At 69.2% G+C, this 18,903-nt stretch carries 21 protein-coding genes; 6 read left to right on the plus strand and 15 right to left on the minus strand.

Going from position 1 to position 18,903, the window contains the following annotated elements:
* The first annotated feature begins 12 nt into the window (after positions 1–12).
* Genes G6N56_RS03675 through G6N56_RS03690 form a run of 4 tightly spaced genes read left to right on the plus strand, consistent with a single transcriptional unit; the run spans position 13 to position 3,786 of the window.
* On the plus strand, positions 13–1,377 hold the full coding sequence (locus G6N56_RS03675) for a type I glutamate--ammonia ligase (RefSeq protein ID WP_085257161.1): 1,365 nt from the start codon (positions 13–15) through the stop codon (positions 1,375–1,377).
* Between the two features lie 6 nt (positions 1,378–1,383).
* Positions 1,384–2,478: an amidohydrolase family protein gene (locus G6N56_RS03680; RefSeq protein WP_085257162.1), complete on the plus strand. Its 1,095-nt coding sequence runs from the start codon at positions 1,384–1,386 to the stop codon at positions 2,476–2,478.
* A 31-nt stretch (positions 2,479–2,509) separates the two neighbouring features.
* Positions 2,510–3,352, plus strand: a complete 843-nt coding sequence (locus G6N56_RS03685; protein WP_085257163.1) for a lysophospholipid acyltransferase family protein — start codon at positions 2,510–2,512, stop codon at positions 3,350–3,352.
* Positions 3,352–3,786 carry an SRPBCC family protein gene (locus tag G6N56_RS03690; protein WP_085257164.1) on the plus strand — a complete coding sequence of 145 codons (435 nt, stop codon included), beginning with the start codon at positions 3,352–3,354 and terminating at the stop codon, positions 3,784–3,786. The genes G6N56_RS03685 and G6N56_RS03690 overlap by 1 nt, the downstream gene beginning before the upstream one ends.
* Before the next feature lie 97 nt (positions 3,787–3,883).
* Here G6N56_RS03690 and G6N56_RS03695 read toward each other — a convergent pair whose 3' ends face one another.
* The 10 genes from G6N56_RS03695 to G6N56_RS03740 form a co-directional block, all read right to left on the minus strand.
* Entirely contained in the window at positions 3,884–4,342 is a 459-nt protein-coding gene (locus G6N56_RS03695) for a nuclear transport factor 2 family protein (RefSeq protein WP_085257165.1), read from the minus strand.
* A 32-nt stretch (positions 4,343–4,374) separates the two neighbouring features.
* Entirely contained in the window at positions 4,375–4,935 is a 561-nt protein-coding gene (locus G6N56_RS03700) for a NifU family protein (protein WP_085257377.1), read from the minus strand.
* A 2-nt stretch (positions 4,936–4,937) separates the two neighbouring features.
* Positions 4,938–6,875: a ferrous iron transporter B gene (feoB, locus tag G6N56_RS03705; RefSeq protein WP_085257166.1), complete on the minus strand. Its 1,938-nt coding sequence runs from the start codon at positions 6,873–6,875 to the stop codon at positions 4,938–4,940.
* Positions 6,872–7,144, minus strand: coding sequence for a FeoA family protein (locus tag G6N56_RS03710; RefSeq protein ID WP_085257167.1), 273 nt, complete (start codon positions 7,142–7,144; stop codon positions 6,872–6,874). Before G6N56_RS03710 ends, feoB begins: the two co-directional genes overlap by 4 nt.
* Before the next feature lie 131 nt (positions 7,145–7,275).
* On the minus strand, positions 7,276–8,604 hold the full coding sequence (locus G6N56_RS03715; RefSeq protein ID WP_085257378.1) for a cytochrome P450: 1,329 nt from the start codon (positions 8,602–8,604) through the stop codon (positions 7,276–7,278).
* A gap of 37 nt (positions 8,605–8,641) precedes the next feature.
* Positions 8,642–9,064 (minus strand): lipoprotein LpqH, encoded by a 423-nt coding sequence (locus tag G6N56_RS03720; RefSeq protein ID WP_085257168.1) that lies wholly within the window; start codon positions 9,062–9,064, stop codon positions 8,642–8,644.
* 10 nt (positions 9,065–9,074) lie between these two features.
* Positions 9,075–9,908, minus strand: coding sequence for an SDR family oxidoreductase (locus G6N56_RS03725; RefSeq protein ID WP_085257169.1), 834 nt, complete (start codon positions 9,906–9,908; stop codon positions 9,075–9,077).
* Between the two features lie 6 nt (positions 9,909–9,914).
* Positions 9,915–10,388, minus strand: coding sequence for an SRPBCC family protein (locus G6N56_RS03730; RefSeq protein WP_163645080.1), 474 nt, complete (start codon positions 10,386–10,388; stop codon positions 9,915–9,917).
* Between the two features lie 35 nt (positions 10,389–10,423).
* Positions 10,424–10,861: a resuscitation-promoting factor RpfC gene (gene rpfC / locus G6N56_RS03735; protein ID WP_085257170.1), complete on the minus strand. Its 438-nt coding sequence runs from the start codon at positions 10,859–10,861 to the stop codon at positions 10,424–10,426.
* 103 nt (positions 10,862–10,964) lie between these two features.
* A complete protein-coding gene (locus G6N56_RS03740) occupies positions 10,965–11,543 on the minus strand; it encodes a chorismate mutase (protein WP_085257380.1) in 579 nt (192 codons plus the stop codon).
* Between the two features lie 77 nt (positions 11,544–11,620).
* Here G6N56_RS03740 and G6N56_RS03745 point away from each other — a divergent pair, with 77 nt between their 5' ends.
* Positions 11,621–12,259: a lipoprotein LppJ family protein gene (locus G6N56_RS03745; RefSeq protein WP_232069204.1), complete on the plus strand. Its 639-nt coding sequence runs from the start codon at positions 11,621–11,623 to the stop codon at positions 12,257–12,259.
* A 71-nt stretch (positions 12,260–12,330) separates the two neighbouring features.
* On the opposite strand, the gene ag85B is transcribed toward G6N56_RS03745, so the two are convergent.
* Positions 12,331–13,323, minus strand: coding sequence for a diacylglycerol acyltransferase/mycolyltransferase Ag85B (gene ag85B / locus G6N56_RS03750; RefSeq protein WP_085257171.1), 993 nt, complete (start codon positions 13,321–13,323; stop codon positions 12,331–12,333).
* A 541-nt stretch (positions 13,324–13,864) separates the two neighbouring features.
* Between ag85B and G6N56_RS03755 the strand changes: the two genes are divergently transcribed.
* The gene (locus tag G6N56_RS03755) at positions 13,865–14,986 is read left to right on the plus strand and encodes a DUF7159 family protein (RefSeq protein ID WP_085257382.1); all 1,122 of its coding nucleotides are present in this window, start codon (positions 13,865–13,867) and stop codon (positions 14,984–14,986) included.
* 16 nt (positions 14,987–15,002) lie between these two features.
* Here the strand turns inward: G6N56_RS03755 and G6N56_RS03760 are convergent, their stop codons facing one another.
* The 4 genes from G6N56_RS03760 to G6N56_RS03775 all read right to left on the minus strand — a co-directional run bounded on the left by G6N56_RS03760 (position 15,003) and on the right by G6N56_RS03775 (position 18,885).
* On the minus strand, positions 15,003–15,935 hold the full coding sequence (locus tag G6N56_RS03760; RefSeq protein ID WP_085257172.1) for a class I SAM-dependent methyltransferase: 933 nt from the start codon (positions 15,933–15,935) through the stop codon (positions 15,003–15,005).
* A 93-nt stretch (positions 15,936–16,028) separates the two neighbouring features.
* Entirely contained in the window at positions 16,029–16,577 is a 549-nt protein-coding gene (locus G6N56_RS03765; protein ID WP_085257173.1) for a YceI family protein, read from the minus strand.
* 13 nt (positions 16,578–16,590) lie between these two features.
* Positions 16,591–17,604: an alcohol dehydrogenase catalytic domain-containing protein gene (locus G6N56_RS03770; protein WP_085257174.1), complete on the minus strand. Its 1,014-nt coding sequence runs from the start codon at positions 17,602–17,604 to the stop codon at positions 16,591–16,593.
* 9 nt (positions 17,605–17,613) lie between these two features.
* Positions 17,614–18,885 (minus strand): cytochrome P450, encoded by a 1,272-nt coding sequence (locus G6N56_RS03775; protein WP_085257175.1) that lies wholly within the window; start codon positions 18,883–18,885, stop codon positions 17,614–17,616.
* Positions 18,886–18,903: the final 18 nt, after the last annotated feature.

The raw sequence follows: 18,903 nt of genomic DNA on the forward strand, positions 1-18,903 counted from the left end.
GACAGGACTGGCGTGACGACCACACCGCTGGCCGCCGCGGCGATCGCCCAGCTGGAGGCCGAGGGCGTCGACACGGTCATCGGCACCGTCGTCAACCCCGCCGGGCTCACCCTGGCCAAGACGGTGCCGATCCGGCGGACCAACGCGTTCGCGGACCCCGGCCTCGGCGCCAGCCCCTCGTGGCACGCCTTCGCCATCGACCAGAGCGGCATCGCCTTCACCGACACCGTCGGGGTGATCGGCGACCAGCGCCTGCGGCTCGACCTGTCCGCGCTGCGCATCGTCGGCGACGGGCTGGCCTGGGCGCCCGCCGCGTTCTTCGAGCAGGACGGCACCCCCGTCGCGGCGTGCGCGCGCGGGACCCTGAGCCGCATCCAGGACGCGCTCCTGGAAGCCGGCATCGAGGCGGCCATCGGCCACGAGATCGAGTTCCTCCTGGTGGCTCCCGACGGCGCCCGCCTGCCATCGACCCTGTGGGCGCAGTACGGCCTCGCCGGGGTGCTCGAACGCGAGGAGTTCGTCCGCGACGTCACCCGGTCGGCGACGACGGCCGGCATCTCGATCGAGCAGTTCCACCCCGAGTACGGCGCCAACCAGTTCGAGATCTCCCTGGCGCCGCAACCCCCGCAGGCCGCCGCCGACCAGCTGGTGCTGATGCGGCTCATCATCGGCCGGGTCGCCCGCCGCCACGGGCTGCGCATCAGCCTTTCCCCGACGCCCTTCGCCGGCAGCGTGGGATCGGGGGCCCACCAACACTTTTCGCTCACACGGGTCGAAGGAGAGCCGGGGGGTCCGCTGTTCACCGACGGCACCGCCGCCGACGGCATGAGCCCTGCGGGAGAGAGCGCGGTGGCGGGTGTCCTTCGCGGCCTGCCGCAGGCCCAGGCCGTCCTGTGCGGGTCGGTCGTGTCCGGTCTGCGGATGCGGCCGGGCAACTGGTCCGGGGCCTACGCCTGCTGGGGCACCGAAAACCGCGAGGCGGCCGTGCGGTTCATCAGGGGCGGGCCCGCCAACCCGCGCGGCGGCAACGTCGAGGTCAAGGTCGTCGATCCATCGGCCAACCCGTACCTGGCGACCGCGGCGATCCTCGGGCTCGCGCTCGACGGGATCACGCGCCGGGCGACGTTGCCGCCGGAAACCACCGTCGATCCGGCACTGCTGTCCGACGCCGAGCGGGATCGCGCCGGCATCACGCTGCTCCCGGCGGCGCAGGCCGACGCCATCGCGGCGCTCGACGGCTCGGAGCTGCTGCGCGGCATCCTGGGCGACCCCGCGGTCGACATGGTGGTCGCGGTTCGGCGCCTGGAACAGGAGCGCTACGGCGACCTCGACCCGGAGCCGCTGGCGGACAAGTTCCGGATGGCCTGGAGCGTGTGAGCGCCCGTGACCGACCTGGCGCGGCACGTCGACGGCGTGGCCCTGATCGACCAGCACGTCCACGGGTGCTGGGTGGAAGCGGGGGATCGGCGGCGGTTCGAGAACGCGCTGAACGAGGCGAACACCGAGCCGCTGACGGGCTCGGGCTTCGACTCCCAGCTCGGGTTCGCCGTCCGCGCCCACTGCGGCCCGGTGCTCGGACTGCCGAAACACGTTGATCTCGAAGCGTATTGGGAGCGCCGCAGCCAGTTCGACGAGCGGGAGTTGGCCCGCCTGTTCCTGCCGGGCGCCGGAGTGAGCGACTGGCTGGTGGACACCGGCACCCCCGGCGTGGCCGACGTGGCCGACGTGGCGGCGCTGTCGGGCGGCCGCGCGCACGAGATCGTGCGTCTGGAACAGGTGGCCGAAGAGGCCGCGCGGGCACCGGGCGACTACGCGGCGGCGTTCGGGGAGATCCTGCACCGGCGCGCTGCCTCCGCGGCAGGCACCAAGTCGATCCTGGCCTACCGGGGCGGGTTCGAGGGTGACCTGAGCGAGCCGTCGCCACGGGAGGTCGCCGAGGCCGCCCGCCGGTGGCGCGACTGCGGCGGTGTCCGCCTCGAGGATCGGGTGTTGCTGCGCTTCGGCCTGCACCAGGCGCTGGGGCTGGGCAAGCCCCTGCAGTTCCACGTCGGGTTCGGCGACCGGGACTGCGACCTGCTGAAGGCGAATCCGTTGTTGCTGCTCGACTTCGTGCGCCAGTCCGCCGGCACGCCGATCGTGCTGCTGCACTGCTATCCCTACGAGCGGGAGGCCGGTTACCTGGCGCAGGCGTTCAACAACGTCTACGTCGACGGCGGGTTGAGCGTGAACCATCTCGGGGCGCGCGCGCCCGCCTTCCTCGCCCGTCTGCTGGAGATGGCGCCCTTCGGCAAGGTCCTGTACTCGTCGGACGGCTTCGGCCCGGCCGAGTTACACTTCCTGGGAGCGGCGCTGTGGCGCAAGGGGATTCGCCACGCCGTCGGCGAATTCGTCGCCAGCGGGGACTGGAGCGAGGGCGACGCCATGCGGGTCGTCGACCTGATCGCCCGCGGCAACGCGGCGCGCCTCTACCAGGTTTGACGTGCGTCGACGCGGGGGTATACCCGCGGCTATGGCGACCATGGCGGACGTCCTGGACTGGGCTCGCAAGCAGGTCGTGTCGCGGGTCCCGAAAGCCGATCTCGATCAGCGCGACCCCGATTACATCCGCGACCAGCTGCCCGGAACGTGGCTGTTGGCGTCGTTCTACTTCCGCGCCGACGTGCGGCACCTGGACCGGATTCCCGCCGAGGGGCCGGTCTTGCTGGTCGGCAATCACAGCGGCGGCAACGTCCCGCCCGACACGTTCGTCTTCACGCTGGCGTTCTGTTCGTACTTCGGCGTCGAGCGGCCGTTCTATCAGCTGGCCCACAACCTCGTCGTCTCGGCACCGCCGCTGGGCTGGCTGCGCAAGTTCGGCACCGTCGCCGCCAACCCCGAGAACGCCCGGCTGGCCCTGGACTCCGGGGCGGCGCTGCTGGTCTACCCCGGCGGGGACTACGAGGTCTTCCGGCCGTCCTGGGAACGCCACAAGGTCGACTTCGGCGGTCGCATGGGCTACGTGCGGCTGGCCCGCGAGGCGGGCGTGCCGATCGTTCCCGTCGCCAGCGTCGGCGGGCAGGAGAGCGCGCTGTTCCTCAACCGCGGGCAATGGCTGGCCAAGCTGTTGATGGCCGACAAACTGTTGCGGCTCAAGAGCATTCCGATCTCACTGGCGCTGCCGTGGGGCTTGAACATCAGCGACCTGGCGGGCCACATCCCGCTGCCGACCAAGATCGTCATCGAGGTCCAGGAGCCGATCGAGGTCGGTGGCTCGGAGTTGGAGGATCAGGCGGTGCACGACAAGGTGATGGCCAGCCTCCAGGGCGGCGTCGACCGCCTGGCCGCCGAACGCCGATTCCCGGTGATCGGCTGATGCGCGTCGAACGCCGGTGCGTCATCGACGCCGACCGCGACACCGTGTGGAAGATCGTCGGCGAGCCGGATTGCTACCCGTCCTTCATGTCGAACCTTGAACGCTGGGAGCCGTCCGGCGACAAGCGCGCCGGCGTCGGGGCGCGCTACACCGTGCACTGGAAGATCGGTTCGGTGCCGGTGGGCGGCCTGATCGAGGTGGTCGAGTACGACGACAGGCGCGATGTCGCCTTCGTGGGCATCACCGGCATCACGGTGCGCGGCCGGATCCGGCTGCGGGACTGCGGCGAGGGACGAACGAAGGTGGTGTTCCGGCTTTCGTATCAGGCGCCGGGAGGGCTGATCGCCTATATCGCCGACCGCATCGCCGTGCGCCAGGTGGGACGCAACCTGTCCGCGACGCTCAAGCGGCTCAAGGAGTTTGCGGAGTCGTGACGGCGTCCCGGGATCGCGCCCACAACCGGCGGTGGACTGAACACCGGCAACCTGATCTCGGGCTTCTTCGGCCTGAGCAACCTGTTCAAGTAGCCGGTCAGACCAGCCCGGTCGCGTCGAACACCCAGCTGGTGTCGGCGTTCGCGAGGTTCTCGAAGTGGTTCGGGGGAGCGAACGCCACCAGGCTATTGAAGTCCCAATAGTCTTTCCAGACCGTCACTTTCCCGTCGACGACCTTGTGCACGGTGACGAACCTCAGCACGCCGCGCTCGCCGGTGGCGAAGGTCCAGGTCTCCGAGTGCTCGTAGATGGCGTCGGGTCCGTTGGACACCAGCAGACCGTCGTGGTTTTCGTAACCGGCCAGCGGCTCGAGCCCCATCTTGAGCCGCTTCACGATGTTCTCGGGACCGTGCGCCGACAGCGCGGGGACCGGCATGTCCGCGTAGAGGCAGTCGTCGGAGAGAAATGTCTTGACGGCCGGCCAGTCCCGGCGGGAAAGCGCCCGCCACAGCCCGAGCACCACGTCGTCGACGGCGATCGTAGAGGCCCCTGTCATAGCGGCAAATAAACTCGGTGACCGAACAGGTGTCAACCACTCCCCGGTTGCCGCGGGTGCCAGTCGCGTCGGCGTGACAGCGTCAGCCACGTCCGGCGCGGTTTGGCCGCCCGAACCTCGCGGATCTGCGGGTAGCGCGCCTGCACGGCGCGGGCCACCAGATCGCTCATGGTCCGCTCGCCCGCCGAACATCCGTGGCACGCCCCGGCCAGCGTCACCGTGAGCACCCCGTCGTGCACCGAGTGCACGGCGACGGCGCCACCGTGTGAGTCCGCGACGGGCGCGACGTCGCGCCGCAGGATTTCCTCGATCCGCAGCCGCAGCTCGTCATCCCCGAGGTCGGCGGAGTCGTCGAGGGACGACAACGCGTCGAACAGCGCCGACCGTACCCGCGGACCGTCGACGGCCCAGGACCTGTCGTCGGCCAACCAGGTTCGCGCTTCGCCGGGTCCGATCCGGATGCGTTCCAGCACGCCCTCGTCGATCAAGGCGGTCAGCTGCGGGGGTCGGTCGGGCAGCTGGCGCGCACCGGTTGCCCACCGCAACTCGCGGGGGTCGCCGGTGCTCTCGGGGTGCAGGGGCGGGATCGACATGGTCAGCCCGTCGCCCAGGCGGTGATGTTGCGAGCGGCGAACGCGGCCACCCACGCCAGCGTGAACAGGTATCCCCAAGCCACCAACGGCCACTTCCACGAGTTGGTCTCGCGGCGGATGGTGGCGACGGTGGCCATGCACAGGAGCGCGTAGACGAAGAACACCATCAGCGCGACAACGGTCGGGGCGGTGAACACCAGCTCCCCGTGGTGCGGGCCCGATGTGAACGTGGCCGACTGCACCGCGGGGCCGAGGTGTTCGGGACCGTCGGCGGCAAAGACCTGCCCCATGGTGGCGACGAAGACCTCGCGGGCCGCCAGCGCGCCGATCAGTCCGACACAGATACGCCAGTCGAACCCGAGCGGCGCAAACAGCGGTTCGACGAACTTGCCCAGGTCCGCGCCGTAGGAGTTGTTGATCACGTACGCCGCTGCGGTGGCCTGGTCGGCGCCGGCGACCTGAGCGGTGCGGGGCGGCAGGTTCAGCAGCAGCCACAGCACCACCGAGGCCGCGAGGATGATGGTTCCGGCCTTGCGCAGGAACGACTTTGCCGAATCCCACATGGTCAGCAGCACGGACTTGAGCGACGGGAAGCGATACGGCGGCATCTCCATGTAGAACGGCAACAGGTCACCGCCGAGCACCACCGACTTGAACAGCCACGCCGTGAACATGGCAGACACCCCACCGAGAAAATACAGGCCGAACATGGTCAGACCCTGCAGCGACAGTGGGCCCCACCGGGCCTTCGGGTCCACCAGCACCCCGATCAGCAGGACGTAGACCGGCAGGCGCGCCGAGCAGGTCATCAGCGGCGCGGCCATGGCCGTCGCGATGCGGTCGCGGGACGACGGCAGCGTGCGGGTGGCCATGATCCCGGGCACCGCGCAGGCCAGCGACGACAGCATCGAAACGAACGCCCGGCCGTCGAGCCCGGTGGAGGCCATCACGCGGTCGACCATGAAGGCGGCCCGCGCCATGTAGCCGACGTTCTCCAGCAGGGCGATCAGCAAGAACATCAACACGATCTGCGGGAGGAACACCAGGACCGCCCCGACGCCACCGATGATGCCACCGTTGATCAGTCCGGCCACCGCCTGGTTCGGGATGATGTCGGCGGCCAGCGTCCCGATCCAGTCGAAGAAATCCCTGATGCCGTCCTGCAGCGGCGTCGCGACCGTGAATATCGCCTGGAAGAACAGGAACATCACCGCGAGGAAGCTGAGCGTTCCCCATAGCGGGTGCAGGAGCACGCGATCGATCCTGGCGCTGCGCGCGTCCGGTTCGGGGAGACGGTAGCGGCCGGCCTCGAGGGTCGAGCGGACCCAACTGAGGAACTCGGCGTCGTCATCGGGCGGCGCGATGGGCACTCGCGCCCATTGCTGCGGGGCGGCGAGAAGCGCGCGCAGGGGTTCGAAGCCCTTGCCGCGGCTCCCGATGACGCCGACGACCGGCACACCGAGCGCCGCGGCGAAACGATCGATGTCGAGCCGTCCGCCGCGCGCCGCCAATTCGTCGATCATGGTCAGCACCACCATCGTCGGCTTTCCCAGCGCCAGCACCTGCGCGACCAGGGACAACGACCGCTCCAGCACGGTGACGTCGACCACCACCGCGTACGCGTCCGGCGCCGAGATGCCCGGAAGCTTCCCGTGGACGAGGTCCGCGACCACCTTCTCGTCGGGGCTCACGGGGTGAAGGCTGTAGCAGCCGGGCAGGTCCTCGACGGTGAACTTGGTCGTGCCGTGGGCGCAGCGGTACTGGCCGGTGCCGACGAACCGCGCAACGGTCACGCCCGGGTAGTTGCCGGTGCGCGCCCGCAGTCCGGTCAGGTGATTGAACACGCTGGTCTTGCCCGCGTTGGGGCTACCGACCAGCGCCACGCGGGACCGGCCGGCCGGCGCTGTGGCCTGCTGCTCGTGGTGGCAGGACGCGGTCACGAATCTTCGGCTATCTGGATGTACGCGGCTTCGTGGCGGCGCAGGCAGGTGTCGTATCCGAGCAGCCGGTACACGGAAGGGTCGCCCAGCGGGGCGGTGCGAACCTTGGCGACCCGGCAACCGGTCCGAAACCCAAGGTGGCGCAACCGCATCAGCACGTCCGCGGGCGCAGCGGAATCCAACGCGACGATTTCGCCCGGGGCCCCCTCGGGCAGGTCGGCGAGCGTGCGCGGGCGCCTGACGACCTGCTTATCGCCTGACCGTGCCACCTGCCCACCCTTCTGTTTGGTTAGGCAAAGCTTAGTTCGTTGCGCGCACCGCGGGCCAGACCGTCACCCGAGGTCGGGACCTTCGCCCGTGGCCGGAAGGCTTCGGTCGCCCGAGTTGTGGTCGAACGGCCCTAGCGTGAGCTATCGACCGACGCCAGCGACCGCGCCGGTCCCAGGGTCACCGGGAGCGTCGACCAGCCCCGCAGCACCCGGGTGTCCCGCCTGCTGCCGTTACCGGCCGAACGCACCTCGGGGAACCGGTCGAAGAACGTCCGCAACCCGACTTCCCCCTCGGCGCGCGCGAGGGCGGCGCCCAGGCAGAAGTGGCGACCTCCGGAGAACGCGAGATGCCTTCCCGCGTTGGTCCTTTCGATGTCGAAGCGGTGCGGGTCGTCGAACACCGACGGGTCCCGGTTGGCGGCCGCCAGGTAGATCACCACCAGGTCGCCACCCCCAATCCGCATGCCCGCCACCACGACATCGCGCAGCGCTACCCGCGCCGTCAGCTGCACCGGCGAATCCAGCCGCAGGATCTCCTCGACGGCGTTGGGCCACAACTCGGGACGACGGCGCAAGGTGTCCAGATGCTGGGGCTCGTCCAGCAGCATGCGAATACCGTTGCCCAACAGGTTCACCGTGGTTTCGAACCCCGCCGCCAGGACCAACCCGGCGATCGCCTGCAGTTCGGCCTCGTCCAGACGTGTTTCCGCCGAACCGCTTTCGGCCATCTGGATGAGCTGGCTCATCAGGTTGTCGCTGGGGTTGCGCCGCAACCGGCCCAGGTGCTCGGCCAGCCACAAGTTGAAGCCGGCGATACCCCGTTGGACGCTTCGGTACTGCCGCCAGGGCAGCCCGACGTCCAGGCTCGGGGCGGCCAGCTCGCCGAACTCGAGGACGCGCCGCCGATCCTGCTCGGGCACCCCGAGGATGTCGCTGATGATGGCGACCGGGAGTTGCGAGCAGTACCTGCCCACGATGTCGACCACGCCGGACTGGTCGGCCAACCCGTCCAGGAGCTTGCCCGCGGTCTGCTCGACACCGTCGCGCAGGGCGGCGACCGCCCTCGGGGTGAACACCGCCGACACGGTCTTCCGGTAGCGGGTGTGGTCGGGCGGCTCCACGGCCAGGAGCGCCGGCGCGCGCAGCGGATGCAGCAGATCGTCGCGGGTCCGCCCCTCGAGCCAGCGCAGCGGCGCCGGCAGGTTGGAGCCCATGTTCACCACGCGAAAGTCGTCCGAGCGCAACAAGTCGTGGGCGAGCGCGTGGTCGGTGGTCAGGTAGTTGACGTGGCCCCTGACCAGCGGCCCCAGGGCGCGAAGTTGTTCGTAGAACGGCACGGGGTCGGCGGCCACCGTGGGATCGGCGATCAGCCGGGCCTGCAGGTCGCCCCGCCGGACCCCGATCGCGGCGACGCCCCGCATGAACCCGTGCATGGCCAGCCAGTGCAGTCTTTCCTTCACGCGGTCCTCCATGGTTCAGGCCGGTCCTCAGCCGGGCTCAGCACTCGGCGGTGAGCTTGAAGTCGGTCGTCACAACCTTGTCGGGATTGTTGCTGTTGATGCCGTAGGCGCTGCCGCTGATCGTGTAGACGCTGTTGGTGACGTCCGCGCGGGCGCTGCCCACCCCGCCTTCCCAGAAGCTCCCGGTGAACCCGTCGATGTTGCGGATCTTGACCCATTGCGGGATGGCCCGGTAACCGGACAACAGAACGACCGCTTCCACCTGCCCGTCGCGGTCGCGCAGGTCGATGGTCCGGTACGACTGGTCCTGGCTACAGGCGGGGGGACGGGTGGTGTGCGTCGCGCCGTCGAGGGTGAGGTGGGCGGCCTTGCGGGGCATCGTCTCCGGCTGACCGCACGCCACGACGCACGCGGCCCCGGCCGTCAGGACGAAAGCAATTGCGGGCAAGCGGTTTCGCACCAGTCCTCCTTCACTGCCGCTTCGACGTCAGGGCGGGCAGGGTCTTGACGATGCGGCCCCGCACGAATTCCGGGCTCAGGCCCTTGAGTACGTCGATCACGCGGATGCTCCTGGGCACGTACCAATGCAAGCGTGTCGGGTGGTGGTAGGCCCGCCACGCCACCTCGGCGACGGCCGTCGCGGGCATCAGCCGGAACATGCCCCTGCGGGGGGCGCGGGCGCGCAGTTCCTCGGCGGAGGCCGGTGCCGCGCCGTCGCGGGAGTGGTTCGTGGTGCTGGTCAGGATGGCGGTGTCGATCAGCCCGGGCAGTACGTCGGCGACGCGCACCCCGTGGCGCTGCCACTCCACGCTCAGCGCCTCGGTCAACCCTTTGACCGCGTGCTTGGTCGACGAGTACACCGCGAGGCGCGGCATCCCATACGTTCCCGACGACGACGACGTCGAGAACATCAGGCTGCCGGGCGCCTTCCCGAGGTAGGGGAGGGCACCGTAGGCGCCGGTGAGGACCGCCTTGTAGTTCACGTCGACCAACCGCATCGCGGCGTCGTAGGGCACGTCCTCGAACCAGCCGGACTCGCCGACGCCGGCGTTGTTCCACATCATGTCCAGGCCGCCGCCGGGGTTGCCGCCACAGAAGTCGGCCAGGGCACCGTCCAGCGCCGCCTTGTCCGTCACGTCCACGGTGCGGGTCCACAGCCGATCGTCACCCAACTCGCGCCGCAACGCCGCCAGGCCGTCCTCGCTGCGGTCCACCGCGCCGACCCGCCAGCCCCTGCCATGGAAGAGCTTCGCCCCCTCGCGGCCCATGCCGCTGCCCGCGCCCGTGATGAAGACCGACTTCACGTCCGGTCAGCCCGCCTCGACGACATCTTTGATGCGGTTGAGCGTCTTGGTCATGTCCCGGACGTTGCGGCGTTTGCGCAGGAAGCCGCCGAACAACCAGTACACCCCGAGCCACGGCGCCGGGTTGAGGCGGAACGATTCCGTGACGTCCGTGCCGCCGCCCATGGGTGCCAGCCGGTAGTGCCAGTTGTTCACCACCCGGTCGCCGAGCAGCACGGCAAATCCGAACTCGCGTCCCGGCTCACATGCGGTCACCTGGCACGTCGTCCAATACACCGGGCCGATTTCATTACGCCGAACGTGCCCACGGAACTTGGCGCCGAGCTCCGGCCCGGTCGCATCACCAAGCCACTCCGCCTCGAATACTTCGGGAGAAAACTTGCCGGTGTTACGGACATCCGCGATCAGGTTCCAGATCTTGTCCGCGGGCGCCACCATGTGGACCGTGGCCGAACCTTCCATGGCCTGATCCAAGCACATGGCGGCACCGCGTCATAGCCCGCGGACGCGGCCGATCAGTGCGGGACCGCCGCCTGGATGAGGCCGTTGATGATCTGCTTGATGCCCTGGGCGGGGTGCGAATACCAGGCGATCGGCAGGCCCGAGTTGGCACCACACTTCGGCCAGGCCTCGATGCCCTGATCGGCGAAAACCCGGTTGGCGACGGCGATCTGCTGCTCGCGCGACGCGGTCGCCGGGTTGCCGACGCCGCCGTACTGGGACCAGGTGCCCGGCTTGAACTGCAGGCCGCCGTACTCGCCGTTGCCGGTGTTCGCGTGCCAGTTGCCACCCGACTCACACTGCGCGATCGCGTCCCAGTTGGGAGTGGGCGCGGCGGTGGCCTCGATGGCGGATGACGTCAGCGACGCTGCAACGAACCCGCCGATCACCGCTGACTTGACGAAGGACTTGCAGAGCTTTCTCATGCCAGGGATTTCGGCGACCGTGTTCAAAGCGTTACCGATTTGAAAATGGCGCGATATTGGCCCTCTATCGGCGGAAATGAGTCGACTGCGGCCGAATTGCCGATTTAGAAATCAATGAGAAATGGTTAAATCAACCCTCACAATACGACCGGGTCGCCGCCTGCAACGCCCGCTCATGAAGCCCGTCGAGCCCGCGCTCCGCAACGACCTCCCCGCGGGCCGCGTCGAGTTGCGCGGCGCAGGCCGGCGCATGCAACGCGTCCCGGTCGGCCGCGATCTGCGCGAGCATCGTCCGGTTGAGGCGGTCGATCGCCGACCTCGACGTCGACAGGTCCGGCGGCGCGGCGGGCACCGCGGCGGGGTTCAGCTTCCACTCCGCGAAGAGGCCGTATTCGATCGCTTCCGTGGCGTCGATCTGATCGCCGAAGAGGCGGGTGACGTAGCCGGGGTCGAGGTGCTGCGCGGCGGCGGCCGCGCTCAGCTCGCTCAACTCGTCCCGGACGCGGCCGGGGTCTTCGACGGCGCCGTGCGTGTGCCACTTGACGGCCGCCACCGGGTCGGCGGTCTGCAATCGTTGCGCGGCGGCGTCGACCAGCGGGGTCAGCGGGCTGATGTCGGCTCGCGCGTGCGGTGCGGGCGCGGTGGTGAGCATCGCCGCCGCGAGCGCGGCCGCGGCCCCGCCGAGGTATCGCCTGCGGGCACGGCTCATGGCGACAATTCTGGCGTGCCCGTCGAGCCGATCACCGTCCGCCACCCCGGCCGACGCGGGGTTAGCCTGGCTGCTTGATGTCCGACGCACCCGCTGCCGCCGATGACCCGCCCGTCGGCCGTGTTCCCGCAGGAAATGGCCGCAGGCCGCCGGAATCCTTGCGTTCGAACGGCATTCGGGCGCTCATCGGCGCCTCGCTGGCGGTCTCGCTGGTGATGGGCGGGGCCCTGGTCTCGGTGGACCGGCTCCGCTCGACGCCCGCCGACGTCCTCGAACACCCCGCCAGCCCGGTCACCGACCAACAGAGCAAGGACCAGGTCGTCGAGCCGGCCCGCCGAATCGCCGCGCTCACCGGGCTGCGGACGGCGTCGGCGGGCTACCTGTTGATGTCCTGCAAGAACCGGGACGACCCGCCCTACCAGGGCGCCGTCTACCTGACCTTCACGCTGCCCGCGGACCAACGGGCCGACACCTACCTCCAAACCCTCGCGTCCACGCTGCGAACGCACGGCTGGTCGGAGGGCCCGCCGCCCAACAACCACGTGTTCGCGCGGATCTTCTCGCAGGACGCGGTCACGACGACGGTGTATCGCGATGACGACAACCCCGGCGCCGGCGTCCTGCGCCTCTACGGCCAGTGCCGCAACATGAACGACCACCGCCAGGATGCGACCGGGTGGACCGACATCACCGCCGAACTCGCCGCACCTCGCTGATCACCCATAACGCACTGCTGCGCCTGACTTTCGGTCAGGCGCAGCAGCCGACGTCGGGAAAGCCGGTTGGGTTATCCGCCGCCACCGGGGGTCGCGCCCAAAGCGCCCTGCAGGTCAGCCTTCATGGCGTTGAGCTGGGCTCCCCAGTACTCCCAGCTGTGCGTTCCGTTGGCGTTGAAATTGAACACCGCGTTGTGGCCGCCGGCCGCGTTGTAGGCGTCCTGGAACTTCAGGTTGCTGCTGCGGACGAAGTTCTCGAGGAATTCGGCCGGCATGTTGGCACCGCCCAGCTCGGACGGCGTGCCGTTGCCGCAGTAGACCCAGAGTCGGGTGTTGTGGGCGACCAGTTGCGGGATCTGGATCATCGGGTCGTTGCGCTGCCAGGCCGGGTCGCTCGACGGGCCCCACATGGCGTCGGCCTTGTAGCCGCCGGCGTCACCCATGGCGAGGTTGATCAGCGACGGCCCCATGCCCGACGACGGGTCCATCAGGGCGGACAGCGAGCCGGCGTAGATGAACTGCCCCGGGTGGTAGACGGACAGGATCATCGCCGACGAACCGGACATCGAGATGCCGATCGCCGCGCTGCCGGTGGGCTTGACGCTCCGGTTGGCGTTCAGCCACTCCGGCAGCTCGCTGGTCAGGAAGGTCTCCCACTTGTACGTCGAGCAGCCGGCCTTGCCGCACGCGGGCTGGTACCAGTCGGCGTAGAAGCTGGACTGGCCACCGACCGGCATGATGATCGACAGGCCCGACTTGTAGTACCACTCGAACGCCGGGGTGTTGATGTCCCAGCCGTTGTAGTCGTCCTGGGCCCGCAACCCGTCGAGCAGGTAGACGGCGGGCGAACCGTTGCCGCCGCTTTGGAATTGCACCTTGATGTTGCGACCCATCGCACCCGACGGGACCTGGAGGTATTCGACGGGCAGACCGGGGCGGGAGAACGCCCCTGCGGTCGCCGCGCCGCCCGCAAGACCGATCAGGCCGGGCAGGGTGACAGCCGCTGCCGCGCCGACCAAAAGCCGGCGCCCCCAGGCCCGGACCCTCGAGCTCACATCTGTCATACCTGCCCCTTGTCGCTTTGTGATCCTGCTCTCAGCAGGAATTTACCGTGCGAATCGCCCGAATGTCGATCTGGACGCGGTGTTATATCGATTTCATATCGCTTTTCCCCGGCCATTTCGCAGCACGGATAAAGACGAACCGGCCCGTCGCCGCTTCCAGCAAACGGAAAAAGGGCAGGCAGCGGCACCGCCGGCCCGCCGGGCGACGCGTGGCCGTCCACCGATGCGCGGGACCGACGCCCCCCGCGCGCCGCGAGACGAGGACGGCCTCCACCGGTCTGCACCGATCGAGCCCCGTCCGCCTCGCCCGTCGGCGAAGGCGATTCGGCGCGTCGCCGCACCGGCCACCGCGGGTTTCTCAGGCGATTTCAAACCGGTGCTACTGAACTCGCGTAGAACGCGTAGGCTCTCTCGGAGCAAGCCGATGGAGACCACGCCATCCCGGGTCCGTTCCGGCTCTCACGAACACCGCATCGCGGCTCTACGGTGCGCGGTCGTGCGTATGAGAGTCGGTGGACCGGGACCGATTGAGGTGCAGAATTTGGATACGGTACTAGGGCTATCAGTCACGCCAACCGCCGTCGGTTGGGTCCTCGCAGAGGGGCACGGCGCCGACGGCACGATCCTGGACCACCGGCAGATGCCGTTGCACGCCGGACGCGGCGTCCAGGCGGTGAACACCGCGGAACAGGTGGCGGACGAGGTCCTGCGGGTCGACGCGCAGGCGGCCGAGACCGATCACCATGTCCGTGTCGTCGGCGTCACCTGGAACGACGACGCGACCGCGCAGGCGGCGCTGGTGCTGGAGACCCTGACGGACGCGGGTTTCGACAACGTCGTGCCCGTCCGGTTGCTCGAGGCGGTGGACACGCTGGCGCGCGCCATCGCGCCGGTGATCGGCTACGAACAGACCGCGGTCTGCATCCTCGAACACGAGTGGTCGACCGTCGTCATGGTCGACACCCGGGACGGCGAGACGCAGACGGCGACGAAGCAGGTGCCCGGCGGCTTCGACGGGCTGACCGCCTGGCTGACCGGGATGTTCGACCGCGACGGCTGGCGACCGGGCGGCGTGGTGGTCGTCGGCGCTGATAGCGAGATCAACGGCCTGTCGTGGCAACTCGAGAAGGCTTTGCCGGTACCGGTTTTCGCGCAGACGATGGCGCAGGTGACCGTGGCCCGGGGCGCGGCGCTCGCCGCGGCCCGCAGCACCGAGTTCACCGATGAGCGACTCGTGACCCCCGGGAGCGCACCCGCGTCCGCCCCCGCGCGATCCCGCCGGTGGTCGTACACCGGGGCGGTCACCGCGTTGGCCGCCGGGGCCATCACGTTCGTCACCTCACTGTCGGTCGCGGTGGGCATCGAGCTCGCTCCCACCGGTGCGCCCGCCACACCGAAGCACCCCGCGCACGCGCCGACGCCCCAGGTGGCCGCGGCCGTCGCTCCCGCCGCCGCGCCGCCGCCCCAGCCCGCCCGGCCCACCGCGCAGGCGCCCGACGGCGCACCGGCCGGGCAGCCGGTGGAGCAGGAGGCCGCTCCGGCGGAGCAGCAGCCGGACGCCAGCGGCCGGCAGCCTTACCTGACGCGGGTGCTCGAGCACATCCCCGGCGACGCCGGCGATGCGGCGGCCAACCCGGAGCCGCAGGCACCGGCGCAGCCGTGACTTCCGTCAGCGGAACCTAGCCGCGGCGGACCGCCGTGCAGTAGTAGTTCTCGGCGAACGCCGCGCCGGCGGCCGTGTGCGGAATCTCCGGCAGACCGTGCTGCGCCAGCAGTTCGTTCAGCTTGGTCGAATCGGCTTGCCAGCCATGGCCGTCCAGGTACGTGGCGACGTCATTGCGATCGACGTCGTAGCGCAGGTCGGAGAGCTCGATGTCGAACCCGTGCTCCCGCCACCGCTCGCTGGCGGTCTGCAGCAGATCGGGCGCCTGGTCCCCGTTCGCGTCCGGCGGATTGACGAAGATCTCGGCGGCGAGTCGGCTGCCCGGGGCGCTGAGCTGGGTGATGTTGTCCAGCAGGCGATCCTGGGCGTCCGGCGGCAGGAACGCGAGGAGGCCTTCGGCGATCCACGCACTGGGCCGTTCGGCGTCGAAACCGGCTTCCCGCAAGGCGGTTGGCCAGTCGTGCCGCAGGTCCATGGGCACCGCGCGCAGATCGGCTGTCGGTCGCGCGCCCAGACCCTCCAGCGTCGTCGCCTTGAACTCGATGACGAGCGGCTGGTCGATCTCGAAAACGGTCATTCCGTCGGGCCAGGACAACCGGTAGCCGCGGGCGTCGAGGCCGGACGCCAGGATCACGGCCTGGCGGATGCCGGCCGCCACCGCGTCGCGGAAGAACGCGTCGAAGTACCGGGTCCGGGCGCCCATCAGGTCCGCCATCCGCTGCAGGCCCCAGACGTCGTCGGGCCCGTCGACGTCGGCGGCGGCGATGTCCCCGTTGACCCAGCGGGCGAAGAACTCGACGCCCACCGCCCGCACCAGCGGCTCGGCGAACGGGTCGTCGATCAGGGGCGAGTCACCCTTCGACGCGACGGCCCGGGCGGCGGCCACCATGGTGGCGGTCGCCCCGACGCTCGTCGCCAAATCCCAGGAATCATTCTCTGTGCGCGCCAACGCAACCCCCTCGGTTTCGGGCTAATAGGTACTTAGCGGAATTAAGGATCCCAATCCGAGGGTACGCGCGCCGACGTTAACGGCTGCGTGCGATCAGTCGTCCTTGGCGTGAACCGCGGTGAAAGAGACCGCCACCTCGTCGGCCACCCGCACCGAACCCATCAGCAGCGAGTACGGCTTGACCCCGTAGTCGGATTGGCGGACGAGGGATTCGGCCGACATCCGCCACGAATCGCCCAGATCCTCGGTGCGGACGTCGACGACGTGATCCCGCGACTTCCCATGGATCTGCAGGGCCCCGGTCAGGCGGTAGCCGCCGTCGTTCTTTGCGATGTCCGTTGCGGCGTAGCGGATCTCGGGATAGCGGCCGGCGTCCAGCGACTTCATCGCGTTCGACTTCGCCATGACCTTCTCCGGCCCGGACAGGCCCTTGACGCCCCCCTCGCCGCGGAGCACCTCGAACGACTCGGTCTCGGCGACCAGTTCCACGCCGACGGGCTCGGTGCCGGCCCAGTTCACCGTCGCGCGCCACCGCGTGACGGCGATGGTGAGCCGATGACCCATGCGGGCTGCCCGGCCCGTCACGCCGGTGTGGACCACCAGCTCACCGTCGGATGCGTCGAACGCCCATTTGTCGGTCACAGGCCGATGGTAGTCACATCGTCAGGACGGTGCGGTAGTGTGCGCGACCCCGCTCCAGCGCCGCGTAACCTTCGGCCGCCTGCGATAGCGGCAGCTCCTCGATCCAGGCCCGCACCCCGGACAGGACGGCGAAATGCATTGTGTCCTCGACCTCTTTGGACGTGCCGGAGGCGTGGCCGACGATGCGGACCCCCGGCGTGATCAGTTGCACGGGGCTGATGGGCAGCGGGTCGGCGGTCACGCCGATTGTCACCAACTCTCCTTGCGGCGCAAGCCCGCCGACCGTGCCGGCCATGGCCTGGGAGTTGCCGACGGTGCCCAGGACGACCGTCGCCCCGCCCAGGGCCTGCAGAGCTTGGGAGACGTCACCGCTGGAGGAGTCGATGTAATGGTGCGCGCCCAATTTCTTCGCGTCTTCGGCCTTGCCGGCGCCGCGCGCGATCGCAATGGTCTCGAAACCCATTGCGCGAGCGAACTGCACGCCGAGGTGGCCGAGCCCGCCGACACCGAGGATCGCCACCCGGTCCCCGGGCAGCGCCTTGGTGTGGCGCAGCGCGTTGTATGTCGTGACCCCGGCGCAGCCCAAGGGGGCGGCCTCCACATCCGTGAGCCCCGAGGGAATCCGGGCCAGCGCATTGGCCGGCACGGTCACCGATTCCGCGTAGCCGCCGGGGTAGTGCCAGCTGGGCACCTTGCCGTCCACGCAGTTGATGAACATGCCTTTGCGGCACGGGTCGCAGTGGTAGCAGCAGCCGCCGAACCACCCGACCGCGACGCGGTCGCCGACCTTGAACTCTTCGACGCCGTCGCCGAGTTCGGCTATCCGCCCGGCGATTTCGTGCCCCGGGGTCAGCGGCCAGGACATGTTCGGAAAGCCACCGTTGACGAATTCGCGATCGGTGCCGCATATCCCGCATGCGGTGACCGCGATCCGCACCTCGTCACGACCGGGCGGCTGTGTTTCGACGTCGACGAGTTCCAAGGGGCCAGCTGCGGATTGCACCCGGACGGCTTGATGCGTTGGCATTCGCTCAGCCTAATGCGCCACAGGGCATTTCGCGGCCCCGTAGTCGACCTGCCAGTGCTTGATCCCGTTCAGCCAGCCCGAGCGCAGACGTTCCGGCGTGCCCACCGACCGGAGGTCGGGCATGACGTCGGCGATCGCGTTGAACATGAGGTCGATCGTCATCCGGGCCAGGTTGGCACCGATGCAGTAGTGCGCGCCCGTGCCCCCGAACCCGACGTGCGGGTTGGGATCACGCAAGATGTTGAACGTGTAGGGGTCGTCGAACACGTCCTCGTCGAAGTTGGCGGACCGGTAGAACATCACGACCCGCTGGCCCTTCTTGATCTGCACCCCGGACAGCTCATAGTCCTCCAGCGCCGTCCGCTGGAACGAGGTGACCGGGGTGGCCCACCGCACGATCTCGTCGGCCGCGGTGACGGGCCGCTCGCGCTTGAAAAGCTCCCACTGGTCGGGAAATTCGGTGAATGCCATCATGCCCTGGGTGATGGAGTTGCGGGTGGTCTCATTGCCCGCGACCGCCAGCAGGATGACGAAGAAGCCGAACTCGTCGTCGGAGAGCTTGTGGCCGTCGATGTCGGCTTCCACCAGCTTGGTGACGAGGTCCTCGCCGGGGTTCTTCGCCCGGTCCGCGGCCATCTGCATGCCGTACATGATCAGCTCGACGGACGCGGTGATGGCGTCGTTGCTCGCGAATTCGGGATCCTGGTCGCCGACCATCTCGTTGGACCAGTGGAACAGCTTCTTGCGGTCTTCCTGTGGCACGCCCATCAACCCGGCGATGGCCTGCAGCGGCAGTTCGCAGGACACCTGTTCGACGAAGTCGCCCGAACCCTCGGCGGCGGCCGTCTCGACGATGCGGCGCGCGCGCTCACAGAGATCGTCGCGCAGGCGCTCGACGGACCGGGGCGTGAAGGCCCGCGAGACGATCTTGCGCAGCCGCGTGTGCTGCGGCGCGTCCATGTTCAGCAGGACGAACTTGCCCCGCTCAACCTGCTCGGCGACCGTGCCGTCCTTGTACCGCGGCAGGGCGGTCTTCTGAAGGCTGGAGAAGACGTCGCTGCGCAGGGAGATCTCCTTGACGTCCTTGTGCTTGGTCACCACCCAGAAGCCGCCGTCGTCGAACCCTCCGGCGCCGAGCGGTTGTTCGTTCCACCAGATCGGCGCGACCTTGCGCATCTCGGCCAGTTCTTCGACCGGAAGCCGCTCCGCGTAGATGTCGGGATCGGTGAAGTCGAACCCGGGCGGCAGGTTGGGGACAGGTGTGGCGGTCTGCTCTGACAAGGCCCACTCCTTGAAACG

Source organism: Mycobacterium saskatchewanense (assembly GCF_010729105.1).
Classification (GTDB): domain Bacteria; phylum Actinomycetota; class Actinomycetes; order Mycobacteriales; family Mycobacteriaceae; genus Mycobacterium; species Mycobacterium saskatchewanense.